A 19,894-nucleotide genomic window follows, 5' to 3' on the forward strand; every position below is an offset into this window, starting at 1 on the left:
ATATGGCGATCCTCTCATCGACAATCTGGACAGTCCACGGAGGACGCGGAAGGAGGAGGATGAGGCCATGACACCGGACTCCGTCGACGTCTCCGAGAACAGCCGCATCAGCGCCCGCGATCGCGCGAGCGTGCTGCACTCCTGGTCCGCTCAGCGCACGCTCGCGCCGCTGCCGCTGGCCGGGGGCGAAGGCACGACGGTGTGGGATGCCGATGGGCGCCGCTACCTCGACTTCTCGAGCCAGCTGGTCAACGTCAACATCGGCCACCAGCATCCGAAGGTCGTCGCGGCCATCCAGGAGCAGGCCGCGCAGCTGACGACGGTCGCTCCGGCGCACGCGAACGAGACCCGCGCCCATGCCGCCGAGCTGATCATCGCGCGAGCCCCCGAAGGGTTCGCGAAGGTGTTCTTCACGAACGGCGGCGCGGACGCGAACGAGAACGCCGTGCGCATGGCCCGCCTCACCACGGGCCGCGACAAGATCGTGTCGCACTACCGCTCGTACCACGGCAACACCGGCGCGGCGATCGCGGCCACGGGCGACTGGCGGCGCATGCCCAACGAGTACTCGCGCGGTCACGTGCACGTGTTCGGCCCGTACCTGTACCGCACGGAGTTCTGGGCGCAGACGCCCGAGGAGGAGTCCGAGCGGGCGCTGCGCCACCTCGAGCGCACGATCCAGGCCGAAGGCCCCGACACGATCGCCGCGATCCTGCTCGAGACGATCCCCGGCACCGCGGGGGTTCTGGTGCCGCCTCCCGGCTACCTGCCGGGCGTGCGCGCGATCGCCGACCGATACGGCATCCTCCTGATCCTCGACGAGGTCATGGCCGGGTTCTCCCGCGCAGGCGAGTGGTTCGCCTTCGACGCGTTCGACGTGCGCCCCGACCTCATCACCTTCGCGAAGGGCGTCAACTCCGGCTACGTGCCGATGGGCGGCGTCATCGTCTCCGATCCGATCGCCGCGGCCTTCGACGACCGCGTGTTCCCCGGCGGTCTGACCTATTCCGGGCACCCGCTGGCGGCGGCATCCGTCGTGGCCACCCTCGAGGCGATGGCCGAGGAGGGCATCGTCGACAACGCCCGCCGTATCGGCGAGACCGTGATCGGCCCCCGCCTGCGCGAGATCGCGGCGTCGGCCCCCGTCGTCGGCGAGGTGCGCGGGCTCGGCGTGTTCTGGGCCGTCGAGCTGGTCTCCGACCGCGAGGCGCGCACCCCGCTCCCCGCCCCGCAGGTCGCCGCGCTGAAGGCGGCGCTGCTCGAGCGCGGCGTGCTCGGCTTCTTCGCCGACAACCGCCTCCACGTGGTGCCGCCGGCGATCATCACCGCCGAGGACGCCGAGCGCGGACTCGGGCTCATCGCCGAGGTGCTGGAGTCGGCGGCCCTCGCATGACCCCGCCGGGCGCCTTCGAGCCCGTCGACGCGCTCGCCCTGACGCTCGACCACGACGACGTCGCCGCCGCGCAGACCGTCTCGGGTGCGCCGCGCGTCGGCGCCGCCGTGCTGTTCGGAGACGGGATGCCGGAGGTCGGCGTCTGGGAGATGACCGCCGGCGCGATGCGCGACGTCGAGGTCGACGAGGTGTTCGTCGTGCTGGAGGGCGAGGCGACCGTGACCCTCGGCGAGCGCACGATCGCTCTCCGCCCCGGCGTCGTGTGCCGGCTCGAGGCGGGCATGTCGACCGTCTGGGAGGTTCCGCGGATGCTGCGCAAGGTCTACATTCTGGGAGACCCCGCGACAGACGACCCCGACGGAGGACGCGCATGACCCCGACCGCGTACCGTCACGAGCTGCAGACCCCGATCGCGACGGTGCAGGCCGCCCTCGCGGGCGCGCGCACCGTGCCGTTCTGGCTCGACACCCCTGATCGCCCGGCCGCCAGGCCGCGACTGGAGGGCGACGCCGTCACCGACCTCGTCGTCGTCGGCGGCGGGTTCTGCGGATTGTGGACCGCGCTTCTCGCGAAGGAGCGGGACCCCGACCGCCGGGTCGTGCTGCTGGAGGGACAGCGGATCGGCTGGGCCGCCAGCGGCCGCAACGGCGGGTTCGTCGAAGCGAGCCTCACCCACGGACGCGAGAACGGCGAGCTGCACTTCGCCGATGACCTCCCCGTGCTCGACCGGCTCGCCGCCGAGAACTTCACCGCGTTCGCCGAGACCCTCACGCGGTACGGCATCGACGCCGAATGGGAGCAGACGGGCGTCCTCACGGTGGCCACCGAGCCGCATCAGCTCGCCTGGCTCGCCGAGGAGGCGGCCGCCGAAGGCGAGCCGGTGCTCGAAGGCGCCGCCCTGGCCGCGTACGGCGACTCCCCCCTCTACCGTGCCGGCGTGTTCGGGACCGCGGGCGTCGGCTACGTGCACCCCGCGAAGCTCGCCTGGGGACTGGCGGATGCTGCGGCCTCCCTGGGCGTGGAGATCTACGAGCACACCCCGGCCACCGGCATCCGCACCCCCGATTCGGTGGGATTGACCGTGGCGACGCCGCACGGGGAGGTGCGCGCCGCCCGGGTGGCTCTGGCGACCAATGTGTTCCCATCGCTGCTGCCGTCGCGGCGGCTCTTCACCGTGCCGGTGTACGACTACGTGCTGATGACCGAGCCTCTGTCACCCGCGCAGCTGGAATCGATCGGATGGACCGGGCGGCACGGCATCACCGACTCGTCGCGCGAGTTCCACTACTACCGCAAGACCGCCGACGACCGGATCCTCTGGGGCGGATACGACGCCGTCTATCACCGCGGGGGCCGCGTGCGCCGCGCGCAGGACCAGCGTCCGGAGACGTTCGCGCGTCTCGCGGACCACTTCCTCCTGACGTTCCCGCAGCTGGAGGGCATCCGCTTCACGCACACGTGGGGCGGCGCGATCGACATGTCCACGCAGCTCACCGCGTTCCACGGCATCGCCCGCGGCGGACGCGTCGCCTACAGCGCGGGCTACACCGGCCTGGGCGTGGGCGCGACGCGGTTCGGTGCCGAGACGATGCTCGACCTGCTGGAGGGGAAGGACACCGAGCGCACGCGCCTGAAGATGTCCACGCGGATGCCGATCCCCATCCCACCCGAGCCGTTCGCCTACCCGCTCATCTCGATGATGCGCTCCGCCGTCGCCGCGTCCGACCGCAACGGCGGCAAGGACGGGATGCTGCTGAAGCTCGCCGGCGCGTTCGGCATCGGCTTCGACTCCTGACCCACGTCGCGATGGTCGTCGTCGCGTGACGTCGTCCCGTGCGCGGTCGGATAATCTCGTGCGGTGCAGCGGAATCGGCGTCCTCGCCCCGACGATCCGGTGGTCGCCCCGGCGGGCGCTTCCGTCACCGTCGAGACCTTCTCCTATGCCGGCGCGACCCTGATCGCCGAGCGGTTCGGGCGCGGCGCGCAGACGTTCGTGCTCGTGCACGGCATCGGCATGGGCCGCAGCGTCTTCCGCGGGGTGGCCGAGGAGCTGGAGAACCGCGGATCGTTCATCGCGATCGATCTGCCCGGGTACGGCGCCGCCCCCGAGCCCGAGCGCATCCTGACGATGGAGCGCACCGCCGACCTCGTCGCCGGATACCTGCGGTCCCACGCCCCCGGTCCGGTGACGCTGGTGGGGCACTCGATGGGGACGCAGGTCGCGGCCGAGGTCGCCGCGCGTCATCCGGCGCTCGTCGCTCGGCTCGTGCTGCTCGCGCCGACCGTCAACCGCCGCGAGCACTCCGCGGCACGTCAGGTGATGCGGCTCGTGCAGGATCTCGCCGGCGAGCATCCGAAGGTGTTCCTCATCGGCGCCCGCGAGTACCTGCGGGCCGGACCCCACATCCCGGGGAAGTTCCGGGCGATGATGGCGCACGATCCGGAGACCGCCTACCGACGCGTGCAGTGTCCGACGCTCATCGTGCGGGGCGGCAAGGACCGCGTGTGCCCGCACGACTGGTGCCGGCACGTGGGCGACCTGGTTCCGAACGGCACTCTCGTCGAGATCGACGGGCACGGCCACGAGACGATGATCCGCGACTCTGGCCCCGTCGCGGCCGCGATCCTCGCCTTCACCGAGCTCTGACTCGGCGCCTGCCTCAGGCGACGGCGACCGGAGCCAGGTGCACGGCGATCGGCCGCGGCCACGACGCGGCGCGACGTGCTCGGCGCAGCGCCGCGGACCGGCGGAAGACCGGCGCCACCTCGTTCGCGAACGCCCGCGCCTCGTCGCGATCGGCGAGCGACCGCGCGCGACGCAGTCGCTGCGGCAGCTCGGCCTGTTCGGCCCGGAACACGATCTCTGCGGCGTACGACTCCAACATGATGCCTCCTTGACGAACCATCCGATGTCGTGAACCTACGCGGGGGTTCCGACATCGGCGGCGCGAGGCATCCGTCCGCTGCACTCGGATCAGGAGCCTTCGGCGATCCCCTCGGCGAGGCGGGCGCGCTCGTCGTCGGAGACCTCGATACCGGCGTCGGCGAACCGCTGACGGAGCACGTCGGCGATGCGCTCGGCACCCTCGCCGCCCACATCCACACGCGTCTGCGCGGCGATGCCGGCGATCTTGTCCTCCACGGCCGCCTCGTCGACGTCCATCGCCGGCTGGTCCTGCGTCGACGGCGACGTCGCCCGGGCGTCCGGGTGGATCGCCCCGCCGGTGCCCGCCGTCGACGGCAGCTGCTCGTCGCCGCTCACGACGCGTCCTGCCCGTCGGCGCTCAGATCGGGATCGACGCCCTGCGTCACGGCCGCGTCCTCCACGGATCCGTCGGCGGGGGATGCCGGGGCGTCGGCGGTCGCATCCGAGCCGGCCGGGGTGTTCGGCGGAAGGCCGGAAGAACTCGGTGACGGCGCGTGCACCGACTCGATCGGCTCGTCGGTGCTGTCGTTCTGGTCGTCCATGGCGTCTCCTCCGGTCGGTGCCTCCAGGCTCGCCCGCGCGGCGTCCGAGCGGCAGGGGCTTGACAGCCCCGCAGCCGGGCGCGACCCTCACGGCGCCGCGGTCGGCCCGTCCGGGCGAGCGGATGCCGCGGCGGCCCGATCCTGTGCGACCGCGCGGCCGATCACCTGACCGCCGCTCGTCAGCAGGGCCCGCTTCCACGGGAGCACGCCGTCGACCTCGATCTGGATGGAGATCGACAGGACCGTGCGGATGAGCACGATGAGGCCGAGGATCGCGGCGTCCTCCAGAGACGGCTTCTGCGTGATCGTGCGGATGAGATCCGCCGCCACCAGCACCTCGAGGCCGAGCAGGATCGCGCCGCCGAGGGTCGTGCGCACCGTCGCGAACGCCCGCTGCCCGCCGTCGCCGCGCCGCAGCGCGCGTGCGCCGAGCACGAGCGCGATCACGAAGCCGATGACCATCGCGGCGGCGCCGATGGCCTCGAACCCGACGGCGATGCCGACGAAGAGCGCCTCGATGTCCACGGGGCTCAGTGTAGGCGTGTGCCCGTCAGGCGCTGCGGCGGTCCTGCAGGATGCCCGCGCGATCGGGGTGGGCGGCGAACCAGTCGGCCACGTACCAGCACACCGGGATGATCTCGCGGTCGCCGGCGCGCTCGAGTTCGGCGACGGCCCGGTCGACGATCTCGCCGGCGTAGCCGTGGCCACGGAACGTGGGCACCGTGTAGGCGCGCGTCATCGCCAGGGTGCGTCCGTCGTCGCGGTAGTCGAGGACGCTCACGAGGTCGGTGCCACGGTGGAGCGTGTAGCGGGACGCCTCGGCCTCTCGGGTGAAGGTGAGCTCGGTCACCCCGAAAGAGTACGCCCGCGGCGGGCGGCGCGTCCTGTGCACGCGCTGTGTGTTCGGCGGTCTCACCGGCGATTGTGCAATCTGTCACAAATCGTCATCGGGATGGCGTAGCATCCGTGCGATTTGACGCATGGCGACGCATTCGGTCATAATCGGCCCCATGACCGACAACGCACGCTCTCTGTCCGCCCTGGAGGCGAACGGGACTGCCGACATGATGATGGCCGGCGGCCGCGTCATGCGTTGTCGAATGTGCCGCTGACACAGTGACCCCTGCCGGGATCGCTGATCGCGCTCCGGGAGAACCCCCGTCGAGAACGCGATCCGTTCGATCCCCCGAGGCGCCGTCCGCACGATCTGCAGGACGCCGGATGCCTCGTCCCCGCCCTCCCGGGCAAGACAGCAGCACCCTCGAACCCGCCGGGTTCCTCCTCCAAGGATCTCCTCCATGTCGAACACCCTCCTCCTCGACCGCCCCGCCTCTCCGAGCACGCGCCTCGTGACCGAGACCCCGGCTGCACCCGATGCCGCGCCGGTCGCGGCTCCCGAGGCATCCGCCCCCGCTCCCGCACGCCACCTGCCGCCGGGGACCGCTCCGCGCGGCTTCGCCCTCTACGTCGGGTTCGACGAGGAGAAGGCCGCCGCCGCGGGCGTCAGCCTCGGCACCCTCGTGGAGGCGCTGCGCCGCACCCTCGGCGAGCTGGCGCCCACCGCCGAGACCTACGCGACCGTCGCCCTGGCGCCCGTGGGCGCGGGCGGACGCGACGTCGATGTCGTCCGTCTCGCCCTGCACGAGCCGTCGGCCGTCGCGCGCACCAAGGACGAGCCGGAGGAGGAGGATCGCCCCTCCGGCGGCGTGGAGGTCGACATCTCGCGCAAGCGCGTGCTGATCGACGGCGAGTCGGCGTCGTTCACCTACAAGGAGTTCGAGCTGCTGCAGTACCTGGTGCTGCGCGAGGGCCGCACGATCGAGCGCACCGAGCTGGTGTCTTCGCTGTGGCAGGGCGCGACCGACGACGAGGCTCCCGGCGAGCGCACCATCGACGTGCACGTGCGCCGGCTGCGCGCCAAGCTCGGCCGCTACGAGGACATCGTGCGCACGGTGCGCGGCATCGGCTACCGCTTCGACCGCCACGCCGACGTCTCGATCCGCTACGGCCACGGCACCCCCTCGCCCGACCGCTTCTGACCGCTCGATCGGGTGGGTTGCGCCGATCGGCGGTCTCGCACGTCGCGGTGAGCGCAGATCGCCGCGACTCGGCAGGATGTCGGTGGCCGGAGCGTAGGGTGTCGCCATGACGACGTCGCTCTCGCGCATCCCCCGGGATCGAGATGCCGCGGGCTTCGCGACGCGTGCGGCGCGGGAGCGGGCGCTCGCAGCGGCGGGGCGGGAGCGGGCGCTCGAGACCGAGTACCGGCCGAGGCATCCGCTCGACCTGCGCCGCACCGTGCTCGCGCAGCGACGCGGAGCGGGCGATCCCACGATGATCGTCGACGGCACGGTGATCTGGCGCGCGACGCGCACCCCGGAGGGCGTGGCGACGCTCGCGATCCGCGAGGTGTCGCGGGGCGTGATCCGTGGCGCGGCCTGGGGCCCGGGCGCCGGATGGGCGCTCGCGCAGCTGCCGGCGCTGTGCGGGGCAGGCGACGATCCGAGCGGATTCGACGCGTCGAGGCATCCGCTCGTCGCCGACGCGCACCACCGCAATCCCGGACTGCGCCTGAGCCGCACCGACCTCGTCTTCGACGCGCTGGCCGGCGCCGTCATCGAGCAGAAGGTCACCGGCATGCAGGCCTTCGCCGCCTGGCGCCGCATCGTGACCTGGTACGGCGAGCGCGCGCCCGGTCCGACACCGCGGCCGATGTCGGCCCCGCCGACCATCGACGGATGGCGGCACGTGCCGTCGTGGGCGTGGCATCGAGCGGGCCTCGAGCCCCCGCAGTCCCGCACGATCGTCGACGCCGCGCGCCGTGGCGCGTCACTCGTGCGGGCGGTGACCGCAGCGACCGACGGCGAAGACCGCGACCGCGTGCTCATCTCGCTGCGCGGCGTCGGCCCGTGGACCTCGGCCGAGACGCGCATCAAGGCCTTCGGCGACCCCGACGCGGTCAGCGTCGGCGACTACCACCTGGCGCACGAGGTCGGCTACGCGCTCACGGGCACGCGCACCGACGACGACGGGATGCTGCGCCTGCTGGCCGCGTGGCCCGGCCACCGCCAGCGCGTGGTCCGCCTGATCGGCGCGAGCGGCGTGCTCGAGCCGCGGCGCGGTCCACGCCTGCACCCCGAGGACCACCGCGACCGCTGAGCGGATGCCGGCCCGACGCGCGATCCGGGGGACGTCCCCCTGTCGGCGCGACGACGACGCGGGGAGACTGGGCGCATGACCACTCTCCTCCGCCCGCGGCAGGGCCGCGTGATCGCCGGCGTGTGCGCCGCGATCGCGAACCGCTTCGACATCAGCCCCACCCTCGTGCGGGTGCTGACGGTGCTCGGCGTGCTCTTCGCCGGGGTGTCGGTGCTCGTCTACATCCTGCTGTGGATCATCATCCCGCAGCAGCGCTGAGCGTCCGGCGCGGCATCCACGGGTGCCCTTGCCGATGTCGGAGGCCCGGAGAACACTGAGGGGCGCCGCGGGACCCGAGCGCGGCATCCCGATCCGACACCGTCCCTCAGGAGCACACCATGGTCATCCTCAACCCCTACATCTCGTTCAAGGACGAGGCCCGCGCGGCGATGGAGTTCTACCGCTCCGTCTTCGGCGGCGAACTCACCCTCTCGACCTTCGAGTCGTTTCCCGACATGGGCGTGCCCGCCGAGGAGGCGCAGCTCGTGATGCACGCGCAGCTGCAGACCCCCGGCGGCCTCGTCCTCATGGGCGCCGACACGCCCAGCCACATGGAGTACGTGAAGCCGGCGGGCATCTCGGTGTCGATCTCGGGCGACGACGAGGCGCTCCTCGAGGGCTATTGGAACGCGCTCGGCGAGGGCGGCGCGGTCACCATGCCGTTCGACACCCCGCCGTGGGGCGGCCGCTTCGGCATGCTCACCGACCGGTTCGGCATCGACTGGATGGTCTCGTACGACGCTCCGCAGGCGTGATCCCCCGGCACCTCTAGGCTGAGGGCATGAGCGACGCGCACACCGGTTTTCCCCGCGGCCGGATCGGCTGGATCGCGGGCACGGTGGTGCTCCTCGGCCTCGGGGTGCTCGTCGGCGCCGCGCTGCAGAGCATCTTCCTGGGCGTGTTCATCGCGGTCATCATCTCGATCGGGTGGCTGATCGCCTACGAGTCGTGGCGCGGACGCACCGTCGGCCTCGACGATCCGCACGACGACGGCGCCCAGCTCTAGCCCGGCCGGCGCTCACGCCGGAGGCGCGTACTGGCTGACGACGAACTCGGCGCCCTCCGGATCGGCGACGACGGCCTCGCGCGTCCACTCGGTGTCGGCCCGCGAGATCACGCGGCCCCCCGCGCCCTCCACGGTCCGCACGCTCGCGTCGCGGTCGGCCACGCTGAACCGGATCACCCAGTGCGCGGGCGAAGCATCCGTGGTGATCCCTGCGATCACGTCGGTAAACCCCTCGGGTGAGCCGGCGTTCCGCTCGAACAGCTCGGGGTCGGCGGTGGCGACCACGAAGTCGCCGTACCCGGGGAGGCGGATCATGCCCGCCCCGAGCCGCGGGTCGACCTCCCATCCGAACACCTTCGCGTAGAAGGCGACGGATGCCTCGGGGTCGGGGGTGTGCAGATCGCTGAAGTTCCACGCACCGTCCACGTTGACCGCCTGCGCGCCGCGACGGCGGCGCGCCTGCCAGAGCCGGAACACCGCACCCTGGGGGTCGGCACAGGTGGCGGCCCTCCCACCCGGGCCGGCGTCCTCCGGCGCCACGAGCACCGAGCCGCCGGCGGCCTCGATCGCGGCCGCGGTGGCATCGGCGTCGTCGCACGCGAGGTAGCTCATCCACCCCGCCGTCCCGTCGCCCGGGCCGAGCGCTGCGGCATCCGCGCCGTCGAGTGTGGCGATGTCGTAGAACCCCGGCGCCCCGGGCGGCATGGCGTTCGCGAACTCCCACCCGAACAGGTCTCGATAGAAGCGCTCGGCACCCGCTCTGTCGCCGACCTCGCGGTCGACCCAGCACGGCACGCCCTGCGGATACTCCCTCGTCTGCGTCATGCCCGAGAGGCTACGCCGCCCCTCCGACGCCGCCAGGGGCTTGACCGTCGCCTGCCCACAGCGTGAGCTTCTCGGGGTTGCGCATCATCCAGACGTCGGTGACCTGTTCGCCCGCGACGCCGAGCATCAGCACGGTGTCGACGACGCCCGCGGCGCGGATCACGAAGCTGAGTCCGTCGGAGGTCTCCACCGGGGCGATCTCGACATCGGGCCGTTTCTGCACGATGCCGAGGAGGAACCGCGCGACGCGATCGGCGCCGTGCACGGGGCGGCGCGCCGCGGAGACGTGCCCGCCCCCGTCGGAGCGCAGCACCACGGACGGGTCAAGCACCGTCGTCAGGGCGACGAGGTCGCCTGTCGCGCACGCGGCGGCGAACGCCCGCACGAGGTCGTCGTGGCGTTCGCGGGATGCCGCGGCCCGCCGCTGCTCGCGCACGTGACGCCGCGCCGACGACGCCAGCTGCCGCGTCGCCTCGATCGTGCGCCCGACGGTGTCGGCCACCTCGGCGAACGGCATCCCGAACACGTCGTGCAGCACGAACGCGACCCGCTCGGCGGGCGTGAGCGCCTCGAGCACGACCAGCAGCGCCATGCTCACGGACTCGTCGAGGGTGACCCTCTCGAGGGGGTCGACGGCGGGCGCCGATGTCGCGGGCATCGCCCCGGACGGCACGGGCTCGGGCAGCCAGTCGCCGACGTACCGCTCGCGGCGGGCGCGGGCCGAGCCGAGCATGTCGAGGCAGACACGGGCCGTCACGCGCGACAGCCACGCTCCGGGCGCGAGGATGGCCGCGCGCTCCGCGTCCGGAAGGCGGTACCAGCGGATGTAGGTCTCCTGCACCGCGTCCTCCGCGTCGGCGACCGTGCCCAGCATGCGGTAGGCCATGCCGAGCAGCTGCCGTCGCTCGGACTCCACCGCGACCATGCCGTCGTCCTCGCCCACGTCCGTCCCCCCGTTGTCGTCCTGCACTCCCGACGACGCGGCGGACGGGAATGTGAGGCGCCACCTCACATTCTGCCGACGTGCGTCGTCGGGCAGGTATGAGCATCACCGTACGTCGCGTCATCTTGTGGGCGACCGCCGCGATCGGCGCCTACGTGGGTGTCTGGGCCGCGTTCCTCCCCGAAGGCTTCTACGCGGCGTTCCCCGGCTTCGGCCGCATCTGGATCGCCGTCGACGGCCCCTACAACGAGCACCTCATCCGTGACGTCGGCAGCCTCTACCTCGCGCTGGCCGCCGCGAGCATCGTCGCCGCGATCCCCCGCCGGCCCGACGCCGCCCGCGCGGTGGGCGTGGCGTGGGTCGTGTTCGGTCTGCCGCATTTCGTCTACCACGCGACGCACTTCGCCCATATGGCGCCGGTCGACGTGATCGGCAACGTCGTCGGGCTCGGCGGCAGCCTCCTGCTCGGTGCGGCGCTGCTCCTCCCGCCGCGGAACGGCGGGCGAGCGGATGCCTCCGCCCCGGCGAGGCCGGAACGCCGAGCGGATGCCGACACTTCCGCGGATGCCTCGACCCGAGGCATCCGTACCATCAGAGCGCAGAGCGCAGAACGGGAGCACGAATGAAGATCGCCGTCGCCGGGGGCACCGGCACCGTGGGCACGCACGTCGTGGAGGTCGCGCGCGAGCGCGGGCACGAGGTCGGGGTGCTGGCCCGCAGCGCCGGTGTCGACCTCTTCGCCGGCACCGGCCTCGCCGCGCGCCTGGAGGGCGTGGACGTCGTCATCGACGTGCTGAGCGTGACCACCACCGCAGCGGAGGAGTCGACGCGGTTCTTCCGCGCCACCACGACCGCCCTGCTCGACGGCGAGCGCGACGCGGGCACGCCGCACCACCTCGCCCTGTCGATCGTCGGCATCGACCGCGCGCCCGAGGCGTACTACGCCGGGAAGATCGTGCAGGAGCAGCTCGTGGAGGCCGGCGGCGTGCCGTGGACGATCCTGCGCGCGACGCAGTTCCACGAGTTCGCCGCGCAGCTGTTCGACCGCGCGAAGGTCGGCCCGCTGCACGCCGCGCCGCGCATGCGCACCCAGCCGATCGCCGCGGGGGAGGTCGCGGCGCACCTCGTCGACCTCGCGGAGGCGGGTCCGTCCGGGCGCGCGCCCGAGCTCGCCGGCCCCCGCGAGGAGGATCTGCCCCGGATGATCCGCGCGTACGCCCGCGCGACGGGATACCGGGGGTGGATTCCGGCGATCAACCTGCCGGGCGGCTTCGGCCGCGCCCAGCGCGACGGCTCGCTCCTCCCCGCCGCCGACGCCGTGCTCGGCACCCAGACGTTCGACGCCTGGATCGCCGCGCTGCGCCCCTGAACCCGCGTCAGCCCTCGAGGAGGCCGCGGATGTCGGCGGCGTCGAGGGCCTCGCTGAAGATCGCGCCGTCGTCGAGCACCGACGACACCAGCGCGGCCTTCTTCTCCTTGAGCGCCATCACCTTCTCCTCGATCGTGTTCTCGGCCACGAGGCGGTAGACCATCACCTGCTTGTCCTGCCCGATGCGGTGCGTGCGGTCGACGGCCTGCGCCTCGCTCGCCGGGTTCCACCACGGGTCGAGCAGGAACACGTAGTCGGCCTCGGTGAGGTTGAGGCCGAACCCGCCCGCCTTCAGGCTGATGAGGAACACGCGCGCCTCGCCCGACCGGAACGCGTCGATCGGCTCCTGCCGGCGACGGGTCGAGCCGTCGAGGTACGCGTGCGGCACGCCGAGCTTCTCCACTCGCGCCTGCGCGCGCGTGAGGAACGAGGTGAACTGGCTGAACACGAGCGCCTGATGCCCTTCGGCCAGCACGTCCTCGAGCTGGTCCATGAGCGCGTCGAGCTTGGCCGAGGGCACGTCGCCGTAGCGATCGGGGTCGACGAGCGCGGCATCCAGACTCATCAGGCGCAGCAGCGTCAGCGACCGGTAGACCGTGAACCGGTTGCGGTCGAGATCGTCGACGAGCCCGAGGATCTTCTGCCGCTCGCGCTGCAGGTGCGTGTCGTAGAGGCGGCGGTGCTCGGGGTGCAGCGGCACCTCGAGGGTCTGCTCCTGCTTGGGCGGGAGCTCCGGGACCACCTGCTCCTTCGTGCGGCGCAGGAGGAACGGACGGATGCGGCGGCGCAGCCGATCCCGCTTGGCCTCGTCGGCGTTCACCTCGATGGGACGGCGGTAGGTCTCGTCGAACGCCCGGCGCGAGGGGAACAGCCCGGGCGCGGTGAGCTGCAGCAGCGCCCACAGCTCGCCGAGGTTGTTCTCGATCGGGGTGCCGGTGACCGCGAGCCGGAACGGCGCCCGCACCCCGGAGGCGGCCTCGTGCACCTTCGACGACGCGTTCTTGGCGAACTGCGCCTCGTCGAGGATGAGCCCCGCCCACCCGAGACCGGCGAACTCCTCCGCGTCGAGGCGCAGGATCGCGTAGGTGGTGAGCACGATGTCGGCATCCGCGGCGAGGTCGGCGAGCGCCGTCCCGCTCTTGCCGCGCGTCTCCCCGACCGTGACCACGCGCAGCCCGGGCACGAACCGGGCGGCCTCCCGCGCCCAGTTCGACACGACCGAGGTGGGCGCCACGACGAGGAAGGGGCGGGGCGAGGCATCCGTCCGCATCTCGACCGCGTGCTGCATCAGTGCGAGCGTCTGCGCGGTCTTCCCGAGCCCCATGTCGTCGGCGAGGATCCCGCCGAGGCGATGGTCGTGCAGGAACGCGAGCCATCGGAACCCCTCGGCCTGATAGGGCCGCAGTTCGCCCGCGAAGCCGGCCGGAACGGGCGTCTCGGGCAGGGCGTCGACCCCGCGGAGCCCGGCGACGGTCGCCCGCCAGGCCACCGCCTCGGGGCTCTGGTCGGAGCGGTCCTCGAACTCCGCCCACAGCGCCGCCTGGTAGCGGGTGACCCGCAGTCCCGTCTCCCACTCCTGCAGCTCGCCGGCCTCGTCGAGCAGCTCCTTGAGCGGTTCGAAGACCGGATGCTGCAGCGACAGGTAGCTGCCGTCGATGAGCAGCAGCTTCTTCGCGCCCTTGCTGAGCGCCTTGAACAGCGGCCCGAACGGCACGGCCTTGCCCTCGACCTTGACGATCACCCCGAGCTCGAACCAGTCGTTGCGTTCGGATTCGACCGTGGAGACCTCGAGCACCGGCGCCTCGTCGATCTCGCGGTAGGCGGGCGGGGTGCCGGTGACCTCGATCCTCACGTGGTCGAGATCGCCCAGCCGCGGCATCATGCGGGCGCTGAACTCGGCGGCCTCGAGTCCGCGCAGCACCGCGGTCGGGCGCAGCACCCCGCCGTCGACGGCCGGCAGCCCGGCGGGGTCGTCGGACAGCAGCTCGCCCGCGGCCTCGGCCGGTGCGCGCTCGGCGATCGGGTCGAGGAAGGCCGCGTCGCCCGCGTCGAGCGCGACGCGGCGCCCCTCGGCCAGCTCCCACCGCCATTCCAGCCGCAGCACGTGCTTCGCCTCGTAGCGCGCGGCCAGCACGAGCGTCGCGGGGGGCACGGGCGGCGGGGTGAAGCTGCCGTCGGAGCTGACGATCCGCGCGGTCCGCGCGAGCGCCGGATACTGCTCCAGGAACTCCCGGACCTCGGATGCCTCGACGGTCAGGTCGCCGGGACGCTCGAGCAGCGTGCGCTGCACCCCCGAGAGAGGTGCGCTCAGCCGTGCGATCGTGAGGACTCCGGTGTCGAAGTCTCCCGTGTACACGCCGTGGGCTCCGATCGGGCGGACGGTGGAGGCATCCGTCGCCTGTCCGTCGATGAGCACGATCGGATGCAGCACGAGTCCCTCGTCGCCGCCCGAGGTGTCGAATCCGATCACGGCGGTGCCCGCCACGGTGACCTCGGGCAGCGTCGTTCCCACCAGGGCGATGCCCAGGCGGGGCGCGTCGGCCAGATGCGCCCACAGCAGCGGGCTGTCGAAGACGTCGAGGGTGAGCGCGTCGGTGCCGTGCTCGAGTCCGCCGAGGGCGCTCGGCCCCTTCAACGCCGCGAGCCGGCCGAACCACTGCGCCTGCGCGGGGTCGAATCCGCCGGCCGTGCCCTGATAGGCCACGTTCTGCCACGTGAGGTCCTTCTTGATCCACCCGCCGCGGGCGCCCGCGGTGACGGGACGGATCACGAGCCGGTCGACGGATGCCGCGTCCTTCGCGGGTTCGTCGCGGGAGGCGCCCCACGTTCCGCGCCGCCGGGTGCTGCGGTGTCGCAGCTCGAACTGCAGCGCGAGCGGGCGTCGCTCGACGGCGGTGTCGGGCACGGGGGCGAGCGCCGCGAGGAGGCCCCGCCACCCGGCATCCGTCTCCGCCTCGACGGCGGCCGCGGCCTTGCCGGCGCTCGCGGCGGCGATGAGCACGGCCGCGGCGTGCTTGCAGTTGATCGCCACGGGGCACCCGCACACGGCGGAGCGCACGATCGGGCGTGAGGTGACCGCGTCGGCGAGCACGATCCGCACCCGATACGGCGACGGTTCCGAGCCCTGCACGACAGCGGTCAGGGTCTGCTCGGCCGGCTGCCAGCGGAGATCCCGCACGCGCCCATCGGCCGCGTAGGCGCGACCCCGGCCGAACGACAGCGCCCCGACGAGCCGCGCGACGGTCAGCTCCTCGACCTGCGGGAACCATTCGGCGGGCATCCGACCATCGTCGCACGGTCCGACGACAGGGGGACGCCGGACCGGAACCGGCCGTCCCTGCGCCCGCGCGCCGGGAGGACAGGGGCACCTCGGGAGGAGCGCACCCCCCGGTGGGCTCCTCCCGAGATGCGCATCTCCTCCCGGCGGTGCGGGTCAGCCGCGCCCCCGCGCCCTCAGCGCGCGCTTGTCGATCTTGCCGACCGGGTTCTTCGGGAGCTCGTCGAGGAACACCACGCCCACCGGCCGTTTGAACGGGGCGAGCTTCTGCGCGCACAGGGTCATCAGCGCAGCATCCGCCATCGTCTGTCCGGGGCGCAGCACCACGTACGCCAGGGGAACCTCGCCGAGCACGTCGTCGGCCAGGCCCACGACGGCCGCTTCCAGCACGGCCTCGTGCCCGTACAGCACGTTCTCGATCTCCTTCGGGTACACGTTCTCGCCACCGCGGATGATCATGTCCTTGAGCCGGTCCACGATCTGCAGGTAGCCGTCCTCGTCGAAGCGCCCGAGGTCGCCGGTGTGCAGCCAGCCGTCGACGATCGTCTCCGCCGTCGCCTCCGGCTTGCCGAGGTAGCCCGCCATCACCACGGGCCCCGAGATCACGACCTCGCCCACCTCGCCCGGCTCCACCGCGACCCCGGACTCGTCGACGACCGCGACGCGCTGCCCCGGAAGCGGCAGCCCCACCGTTCCGGGCTTGCGGATGCCGCGCAGCGGGTTGATCGTCGAGGCCGTGGTCGTCTCGCTCAGCCCGTAGCCCTCCACGATCGTGATGCCGAAACGCTGCTCGAACCGTCGGATCAGCTCGGCGGGCATGGGCGCCGCTCCGCACACCGCGAACCGCAGCGACGAGGTGTCGGGCTGCACGTCGTCGGGGAGAGCGCACAGCAGCGCATATATCGCCGGCACGGCGCTGAAGTACGTCGGACGGTGCCGATCGACCTCGGCGAAGAACCGCTCCCGCGAGAACCGCCCGATGATCGTGATCTGGCCGCCCGCGCGCAGTGCGCTCAGCGTGCCCAGCACGATGCCGTTGGCGTGGAACAGCGGCAGCACGAGCAGACTGTGGTCGTCCGCATCCAGTTCCAGCCATTCGATGAACGACGCCGTCATCGCCTCGAGGTTGCCGTGCGTGAGCATCACCCCCTTGGGCGAGCCGGTCGTGCCGCTGGTGTAGATGAGGAGGGCCAGATCGGATGCCTCACCCTCGGTCGGCTCGTCGATCGCCCAAATGCTGCGCGGCGAGGTCGGCCACCGTCAGCGGCGCGATGCCGTCGGGCGCCTCGTCCGCGGTCTCGGCCACGAGCAGCATCGCCCTCGCGTCGTGCAGCTGGTACGCGGTCTCGGCCGGTCCCAGTGCCGGGTTGACCGGCGTGAGCACGGCGCCGAGCCGCCACGCTGCGAACAGCACCACGATGAGCTCGACGCGATTGGAGAGCTTGACGCCGACGACGTCGCCGCGCGCGACCCCGGCTCCGGCGAGCGCGCCGGCCGCGGCCCGCACCCGCTCGGCGAAGTCGGCGTTGGTGAGCACCCCGGCGTCGTCGCGCAGGCAGGGCGCGGAGGCGTCGGCGCGGGCACGGGTGTCGGGCAGGTCGATCAGCAGCACGGGGTTCTCCTCGTCGGGAGCGGGAGCGGGCCCGGCGGGGGCGGGAGCGGGGCCCGCCGGGGCATGGTCGCGGGAGGGCGGAGCCGGCGTCGGCTGGGGACGACGCCGGCTCCTCTGGGGGGTCAGACGGTGGTGACGACGGGCTGCCCCACGAGCCCGAAACCGCGGAGCTGACCGAGCAGCTCCCGATGGCCGAACGCCTGGCACGCCGAGGCGAAGCCGACGCGGTGCGGCGCCTGCTGGATGAGCGAGAACGCCGCGAACGCCTGCAGGAGCCCGGTCTGCTTGTAGTTGGAGTTGCCGTGGATCACCACGTGCGTGCGCCCGAGCGGACCCGATGCATGGACCGAGTCGACCGAGCGGTTCAGGCGCGGGTTCTCACGGGGCGGCATGTCGGCCTGGAGCGACGCGGCGATGTCACCGAGCGCCTTCTCCTGGGCCGCGGCATCCAGCGGTTTGATCTGCTCCTCGAACATCTGCACCGTCTGGCCGACCCCCTGCATGACGGCGCGGTTGAGCACGCCGCCGATGGCGCGCACGTTGCCGACGCGGGGATCGTTCTGGAACCAGATCGGATGCGACATCCCACCCCACGGCACCGCGATGGCCTGCTCGTGGTAGCCGGGCACGGTCACGTCGTACGCGGAGGTGTGGTCCCACGGCACGAGCTGGTTCTGCTCGAGGTAGTACCACTCGGCCTTGAGGATCGTGAAGATCGTCTGGGTCGAGGCATACGTCGGCAGCCCCTTCCAGAGCACGAGGATGTCGAGCGTGTCGTAGCCGCCGGGCTCGAGGGCGATGTTGGCCGCGATCTCGCTGACGGTGTACATGTGGGCGATGCCGGGAGAGAGCAGCAGCCCCTTCTCGGCGAACGCGTCGCCCCACGTGTCGCGGGAGTGCAGCACCCACCTCCGGCCCGAACTTGATGAACGGTCCGGCGGTGTTGCAGATGACCTTCGCGCCCTCGAACGCCGCCGCGAGCGCGTCGGCGTCGTTCTCGACCCCGATCACCTCGTAGTCGGCGGTCTCGATGCCGGGGATCTTCTCCACGACCGCGCGGACGCGGTCGGCGTCGCGGCCGGCGGCCACGAACGGCACGCCCAGCTCGCGCAGGTACTCGCAGATGAGGCGGCCGGTGTAGCCGCTCACGCCGTAGACGACGACGGGCTTCGTGGTGGCCATGGCGCTCACATCCCCATCGCGCCGTCGACCGACAGCGAGTGCCCGTTGACGAATGCCGCGGTGTCCGAGACGAGGAATGCCACGCCGTTCGCGATGTCCTCCTCGGTGGCGAGCCTGCCCGAGGGGGTGAGCCCGACCACGGCGGTGACCGCCTCGCCCGCCGACGGGAACAGCTCCAGCCGCTCCATGTCGCCGGCCAGCTGCGCCCCCATCGCGTTGGGCACGAGTCCGGGGCAGATCGCGTTGACCCGCACCCCGTAGCCCAGTCGACCCGACTCTGCGGCCGCGACCTTGGTGAGTCGCACCACCGCGGACTTCGTGGCCGAGTAGATCGCGATGCCGGGGAAGGCGATGTTCGCCGCCACCGAGGCGACGTTGACGATCACGCCTCCGACGCTGGCCGCGCCGCCCGGGCGCATCGCGCGGAACGCGTGCTTGATGCCGAGCGCCGTGCCGAGCACGTTCACGTCGAGGATCCGGCGGGCGTTGTCGGCGTCGAGGTCGACGAAGAGATCGGAGATCTCGATGCCGGCGTTGTTCACCACCGTGTCGAGTCCGCCGAGCGCGTCGACGGCGGCCGCCGTGGCCGCCTCCCACGATGCGTCGTCGGTCACGTCGAGATGCACGAAGTGCGCACCGGGGACGGATGCTGCGGCATCCGCTCCGGCGTCCGCGTCGATGTCGGCGAGCACCACCGCGGCGCCGCGCGCCGCGAGGGTCGTGGCCGTCTGCAGGCCCAGTCCGCGTGCGCCGCCCGTGATGAGCGCGCGCCGCCCTGTGAGATCGGTCATGGAGATGAGGTCCTTTCGTCGTTGAAAGCGATGTGCCCAGCAGATCAGAAATTGTGACAGTTGCCAAGTTTTTTCTTGACGAGCGTCAGACTATGATCGCGGTCGATCCGCTGCGCGCGGATCGGCGTTACGATCACAGGGAGAGGAGGTCCGGAATGAGCGCCGTCGCCGACCGCGCCACGCGTGCCCGCGTCGACAAGTTCGCCGCACGCCGTCGCATGCTCGCCGAGTCCGCACTCACGGCGATCGCCCAGCGCGGCTACGCGCACACCGGACTCCGCGACATCGCGCAGCACTCCGACCTCTCGCACGGTGCGCTGCACTACTACTTCGACGACAAGGACGACCTGATCGCCCTGGCCGTCTGGAACTACAAATCCGAGTGCGCGCGCCGCTACGACGTCATCCTCGAGACGTCGACCACGGGCGTGGAGCTCGCTGCGCGCTTCGGCGTCGAGATGGCGGCCACGCTGCGCGACGAGGCGTCCCTGCACCGCCTCTGGTACGACCTGCGCAATCAGGCGCTGTTCACCGACGGGTTCAGCGACACCATCGTGAAGATCGACGCGCTCCTCGAAGAGATGGTGTGGTCGGTCATCGAGCGGTTCGCCGAGCTCGAGGGCGGCACCCCGGCGATCCCGCGCGACCTCGCCTACGCGCTGTTCGACGGCCTGTTCCAGAACTCGCTGATCCGCCACCTGCGGGGCGATGCGGAGGCCGCCGAATCACTGCAGCGCGAGGCGCCCGCGCTGCTGCGCAGCGCTGTGCCCGCCGTCTGAGCGGGTTGCGCTCCGGTCGCCCTCGGGGCAGGCTCGGAGGAAGAGATCGGA

At 72.2% G+C, this 19,894-nt stretch carries 24 protein-coding genes; 12 read left to right on the top strand and 12 right to left on the bottom strand.

The window, feature by feature from the left end; translation table 11 throughout:
* Positions 1–67: 67 nt before the first annotated feature.
* The 4 genes from ACSJDX_RS03485 (at position 68) to ACSJDX_RS03500 (ending at position 4,040) form a co-directional block, all read left to right on the top strand.
* On the top strand, positions 68–1,393 hold the full coding sequence (locus ACSJDX_RS03485; RefSeq protein ID WP_438354195.1) for an aspartate aminotransferase family protein: 1,326 nt from the start codon (positions 68–70) through the stop codon (positions 1,391–1,393).
* On the top strand, positions 1,390–1,767 hold the full coding sequence (locus tag ACSJDX_RS03490) for a cupin domain-containing protein (protein ID WP_438354196.1): 378 nt from the start codon (positions 1,390–1,392) through the stop codon (positions 1,765–1,767). Before ACSJDX_RS03485 ends, ACSJDX_RS03490 begins: the two co-directional genes overlap by 4 nt.
* Positions 1,764–3,188, top strand: coding sequence for an NAD(P)/FAD-dependent oxidoreductase (locus ACSJDX_RS03495; RefSeq protein ID WP_438354197.1), 1,425 nt, complete (start codon positions 1,764–1,766; stop codon positions 3,186–3,188). The genes ACSJDX_RS03490 and ACSJDX_RS03495 overlap by 4 nt, the downstream gene beginning before the upstream one ends.
* 63 nt (positions 3,189–3,251) lie before the next feature.
* Positions 3,252–4,040, top strand: a complete 789-nt coding sequence (locus ACSJDX_RS03500; protein WP_438354198.1) for an alpha/beta fold hydrolase — start codon at positions 3,252–3,254, stop codon at positions 4,038–4,040.
* Between the two features lie 13 nt (positions 4,041–4,053).
* Here ACSJDX_RS03500 and ACSJDX_RS03505 read toward each other — a convergent pair whose 3' ends face one another.
* The 5 genes from ACSJDX_RS03505 to ACSJDX_RS03525 all read right to left on the bottom strand — a co-directional run bounded on the left by ACSJDX_RS03505 (position 4,054) and on the right by ACSJDX_RS03525 (position 5,711).
* Entirely contained in the window at positions 4,054–4,278 is a 225-nt protein-coding gene (locus tag ACSJDX_RS03505) for a hypothetical protein (RefSeq protein WP_438354199.1), read from the bottom strand.
* Between the two features lie 89 nt (positions 4,279–4,367).
* Positions 4,368–4,655, bottom strand: a complete 288-nt coding sequence (locus ACSJDX_RS03510) for a hypothetical protein (RefSeq protein ID WP_438354200.1) — start codon at positions 4,653–4,655, stop codon at positions 4,368–4,370.
* Positions 4,652–4,861 (bottom strand): hypothetical protein, encoded by a 210-nt coding sequence (locus ACSJDX_RS03515; RefSeq protein WP_438354201.1) that lies wholly within the window; start codon positions 4,859–4,861, stop codon positions 4,652–4,654. Before ACSJDX_RS03515 ends, ACSJDX_RS03510 begins: the two co-directional genes overlap by 4 nt.
* 87 nt (positions 4,862–4,948) lie before the next feature.
* Positions 4,949–5,386, bottom strand: coding sequence for a DUF1622 domain-containing protein (locus ACSJDX_RS03520; protein WP_438354202.1), 438 nt, complete (start codon positions 5,384–5,386; stop codon positions 4,949–4,951).
* A 25-nt stretch (positions 5,387–5,411) separates the two neighbouring features.
* Positions 5,412–5,711: a GNAT family N-acetyltransferase gene (locus tag ACSJDX_RS03525; protein WP_438354203.1), complete on the bottom strand. Its 300-nt coding sequence runs from the start codon at positions 5,709–5,711 to the stop codon at positions 5,412–5,414.
* A gap of 448 nt (positions 5,712–6,159) precedes the next feature.
* Between ACSJDX_RS03525 and ACSJDX_RS03530 the strand changes: the two genes are divergently transcribed.
* The 5 genes from ACSJDX_RS03530 to ACSJDX_RS03550 all read left to right on the top strand — a co-directional run bounded on the left by ACSJDX_RS03530 (position 6,160) and on the right by ACSJDX_RS03550 (position 9,065).
* A complete protein-coding gene (locus ACSJDX_RS03530) occupies positions 6,160–6,900 on the top strand; it encodes a winged helix-turn-helix domain-containing protein (RefSeq protein ID WP_438354204.1) in 741 nt (246 codons plus the stop codon).
* Between the two features lie 106 nt (positions 6,901–7,006).
* Complete coding sequence (locus ACSJDX_RS03535; RefSeq protein ID WP_438354205.1) at positions 7,007–8,020, top strand: DNA-3-methyladenine glycosylase family protein; 1,014 nt, start codon at positions 7,007–7,009, stop codon at positions 8,018–8,020.
* Between the two features lie 75 nt (positions 8,021–8,095).
* The gene (locus ACSJDX_RS03540; RefSeq protein ID WP_438354206.1) at positions 8,096–8,278 is read left to right on the top strand and encodes a PspC domain-containing protein; all 183 of its coding nucleotides are present in this window, start codon (positions 8,096–8,098) and stop codon (positions 8,276–8,278) included.
* A 119-nt stretch (positions 8,279–8,397) separates the two neighbouring features.
* A complete protein-coding gene (locus ACSJDX_RS03545) occupies positions 8,398–8,814 on the top strand; it encodes a VOC family protein (RefSeq protein ID WP_438354207.1) in 417 nt (138 codons plus the stop codon).
* Between the two features lie 26 nt (positions 8,815–8,840).
* The gene (locus ACSJDX_RS03550) at positions 8,841–9,065 is read left to right on the top strand and encodes a hypothetical protein (RefSeq protein WP_438354208.1); all 225 of its coding nucleotides are present in this window, start codon (positions 8,841–8,843) and stop codon (positions 9,063–9,065) included.
* Between the two features lie 12 nt (positions 9,066–9,077).
* Here ACSJDX_RS03550 and ACSJDX_RS03555 read toward each other — a convergent pair whose 3' ends face one another.
* Together ACSJDX_RS03555 and sigJ are read right to left on the bottom strand one after the other, a co-directional pair.
* Positions 9,078–9,890: a VOC family protein gene (locus ACSJDX_RS03555; protein ID WP_438354209.1), complete on the bottom strand. Its 813-nt coding sequence runs from the start codon at positions 9,888–9,890 to the stop codon at positions 9,078–9,080.
* A 10-nt stretch (positions 9,891–9,900) separates the two neighbouring features.
* Positions 9,901–10,833 carry an RNA polymerase sigma factor SigJ gene (gene sigJ / locus ACSJDX_RS03560; RefSeq protein WP_438354210.1) on the bottom strand — a complete coding sequence of 311 codons (933 nt, stop codon included), beginning with the start codon at positions 10,831–10,833 and terminating at the stop codon, positions 9,901–9,903.
* A 98-nt stretch (positions 10,834–10,931) separates the two neighbouring features.
* Here sigJ and ACSJDX_RS03565 point away from each other — a divergent pair, with 98 nt between their 5' ends.
* On the top strand, positions 10,932–11,459 hold the full coding sequence (locus ACSJDX_RS03565; protein WP_438354211.1) for a hypothetical protein: 528 nt from the start codon (positions 10,932–10,934) through the stop codon (positions 11,457–11,459).
* Entirely contained in the window at positions 11,456–12,202 is a 747-nt protein-coding gene (locus tag ACSJDX_RS03570) for an SDR family oxidoreductase (RefSeq protein ID WP_438354212.1), read from the top strand. The genes ACSJDX_RS03565 and ACSJDX_RS03570 overlap by 4 nt, the downstream gene beginning before the upstream one ends.
* A 7-nt stretch (positions 12,203–12,209) precedes the next feature.
* Here the strand turns inward: ACSJDX_RS03570 and ACSJDX_RS03575 are convergent, their stop codons facing one another.
* The 5 genes from ACSJDX_RS03575 to ACSJDX_RS03595 form a co-directional block, all read right to left on the bottom strand.
* Positions 12,210–15,482, bottom strand: a complete 3,273-nt coding sequence (locus tag ACSJDX_RS03575) for an SNF2-related protein (RefSeq protein WP_438354213.1) — start codon at positions 15,480–15,482, stop codon at positions 12,210–12,212.
* 153 nt (positions 15,483–15,635) lie between these two features.
* The gene (locus ACSJDX_RS03580; RefSeq protein WP_438354925.1) at positions 15,636–16,715 is read right to left on the bottom strand and encodes a class I adenylate-forming enzyme family protein; all 1,080 of its coding nucleotides are present in this window, start codon (positions 16,713–16,715) and stop codon (positions 15,636–15,638) included.
* Complete coding sequence (locus ACSJDX_RS03585) at positions 16,684–17,091, bottom strand: AMP-binding protein (protein WP_438354214.1); 408 nt, start codon at positions 17,089–17,091, stop codon at positions 16,684–16,686. Before ACSJDX_RS03585 ends, ACSJDX_RS03580 begins: the two co-directional genes overlap by 32 nt.
* Positions 17,092–17,213: 122 nt before the next feature.
* Complete coding sequence (locus ACSJDX_RS03590) at positions 17,214–17,996, bottom strand: DUF5938 domain-containing protein (protein WP_438354215.1); 783 nt, start codon at positions 17,994–17,996, stop codon at positions 17,214–17,216.
* A gap of 282 nt (positions 17,997–18,278) precedes the next feature.
* The gene (locus ACSJDX_RS03595; protein WP_438354216.1) at positions 18,279–19,064 is read right to left on the bottom strand and encodes an SDR family NAD(P)-dependent oxidoreductase; all 786 of its coding nucleotides are present in this window, start codon (positions 19,062–19,064) and stop codon (positions 18,279–18,281) included.
* 155 nt (positions 19,065–19,219) lie between these two features.
* Between ACSJDX_RS03595 and ACSJDX_RS03600 the strand changes: the two genes are divergently transcribed.
* Positions 19,220–19,843: a TetR/AcrR family transcriptional regulator gene (locus ACSJDX_RS03600; RefSeq protein ID WP_438354217.1), complete on the top strand. Its 624-nt coding sequence runs from the start codon at positions 19,220–19,222 to the stop codon at positions 19,841–19,843.
* The last annotated feature ends 51 nt before the right edge of the window (positions 19,844–19,894 follow it).

This window comes from Microbacterium fluminis (genome assembly GCF_051549805.1).
Taxonomy (GTDB): domain Bacteria; phylum Actinomycetota; class Actinomycetes; order Actinomycetales; family Microbacteriaceae; genus Microbacterium.

What these genes read in the sequence shown, in the direction of transcription:
- ACSJDX_RS03485 (WP_438354195.1), top strand. Translation starts at nt 68, where the DNA reads ATGACACCGGACTCCGTCGACGTCTCCGAGAACAGCCGCATCAGCGCC.
- ACSJDX_RS03490 (WP_438354196.1), top strand. Translation starts at nt 1,390, where the DNA reads ATGACCCCGCCGGGCGCCTTCGAGCCCGTCGACGCGCTCGCCCTGACG.
- ACSJDX_RS03495 (WP_438354197.1), top strand. Translation starts at nt 1,764, where the DNA reads ATGACCCCGACCGCGTACCGTCACGAGCTGCAGACCCCGATCGCGACG.
- ACSJDX_RS03505 (WP_438354199.1), bottom strand. Translation starts at nt 4,278, where the DNA reads ATGTTGGAGTCGTACGCCGCAGAGATCGTGTTCCGGGCCGAACAGGCC.
- ACSJDX_RS03515 (WP_438354201.1), bottom strand. Translation starts at nt 4,861, where the DNA reads ATGGACGACCAGAACGACAGCACCGACGAGCCGATCGAGTCGGTGCAC.
- ACSJDX_RS03530 (WP_438354204.1), top strand. Translation starts at nt 6,160, where the DNA reads ATGTCGAACACCCTCCTCCTCGACCGCCCCGCCTCTCCGAGCACGCGC.
- ACSJDX_RS03535 (WP_438354205.1), top strand. Translation starts at nt 7,007, where the DNA reads ATGACGACGTCGCTCTCGCGCATCCCCCGGGATCGAGATGCCGCGGGC.
- ACSJDX_RS03540 (WP_438354206.1), top strand. Translation starts at nt 8,096, where the DNA reads ATGACCACTCTCCTCCGCCCGCGGCAGGGCCGCGTGATCGCCGGCGTG.
- ACSJDX_RS03545 (WP_438354207.1), top strand. Translation starts at nt 8,398, where the DNA reads ATGGTCATCCTCAACCCCTACATCTCGTTCAAGGACGAGGCCCGCGCG.
- ACSJDX_RS03550 (WP_438354208.1), top strand. Translation starts at nt 8,841, where the DNA reads ATGAGCGACGCGCACACCGGTTTTCCCCGCGGCCGGATCGGCTGGATC.
- ACSJDX_RS03555 (WP_438354209.1), bottom strand. Translation starts at nt 9,890, where the DNA reads ATGACGCAGACGAGGGAGTATCCGCAGGGCGTGCCGTGCTGGGTCGAC.
- ACSJDX_RS03565 (WP_438354211.1), top strand. Translation starts at nt 10,932, where the DNA reads ATGAGCATCACCGTACGTCGCGTCATCTTGTGGGCGACCGCCGCGATC.
- ACSJDX_RS03570 (WP_438354212.1), top strand. Translation starts at nt 11,456, where the DNA reads ATGAAGATCGCCGTCGCCGGGGGCACCGGCACCGTGGGCACGCACGTC.
- ACSJDX_RS03575 (WP_438354213.1), bottom strand. Translation starts at nt 15,482, where the DNA reads ATGCCCGCCGAATGGTTCCCGCAGGTCGAGGAGCTGACCGTCGCGCGG.
- ACSJDX_RS03595 (WP_438354216.1), bottom strand. Translation starts at nt 19,064, where the DNA reads ATGACCGATCTCACAGGGCGGCGCGCGCTCATCACGGGCGGCGCACGC.
- ACSJDX_RS03600 (WP_438354217.1), top strand. Translation starts at nt 19,220, where the DNA reads ATGAGCGCCGTCGCCGACCGCGCCACGCGTGCCCGCGTCGACAAGTTC.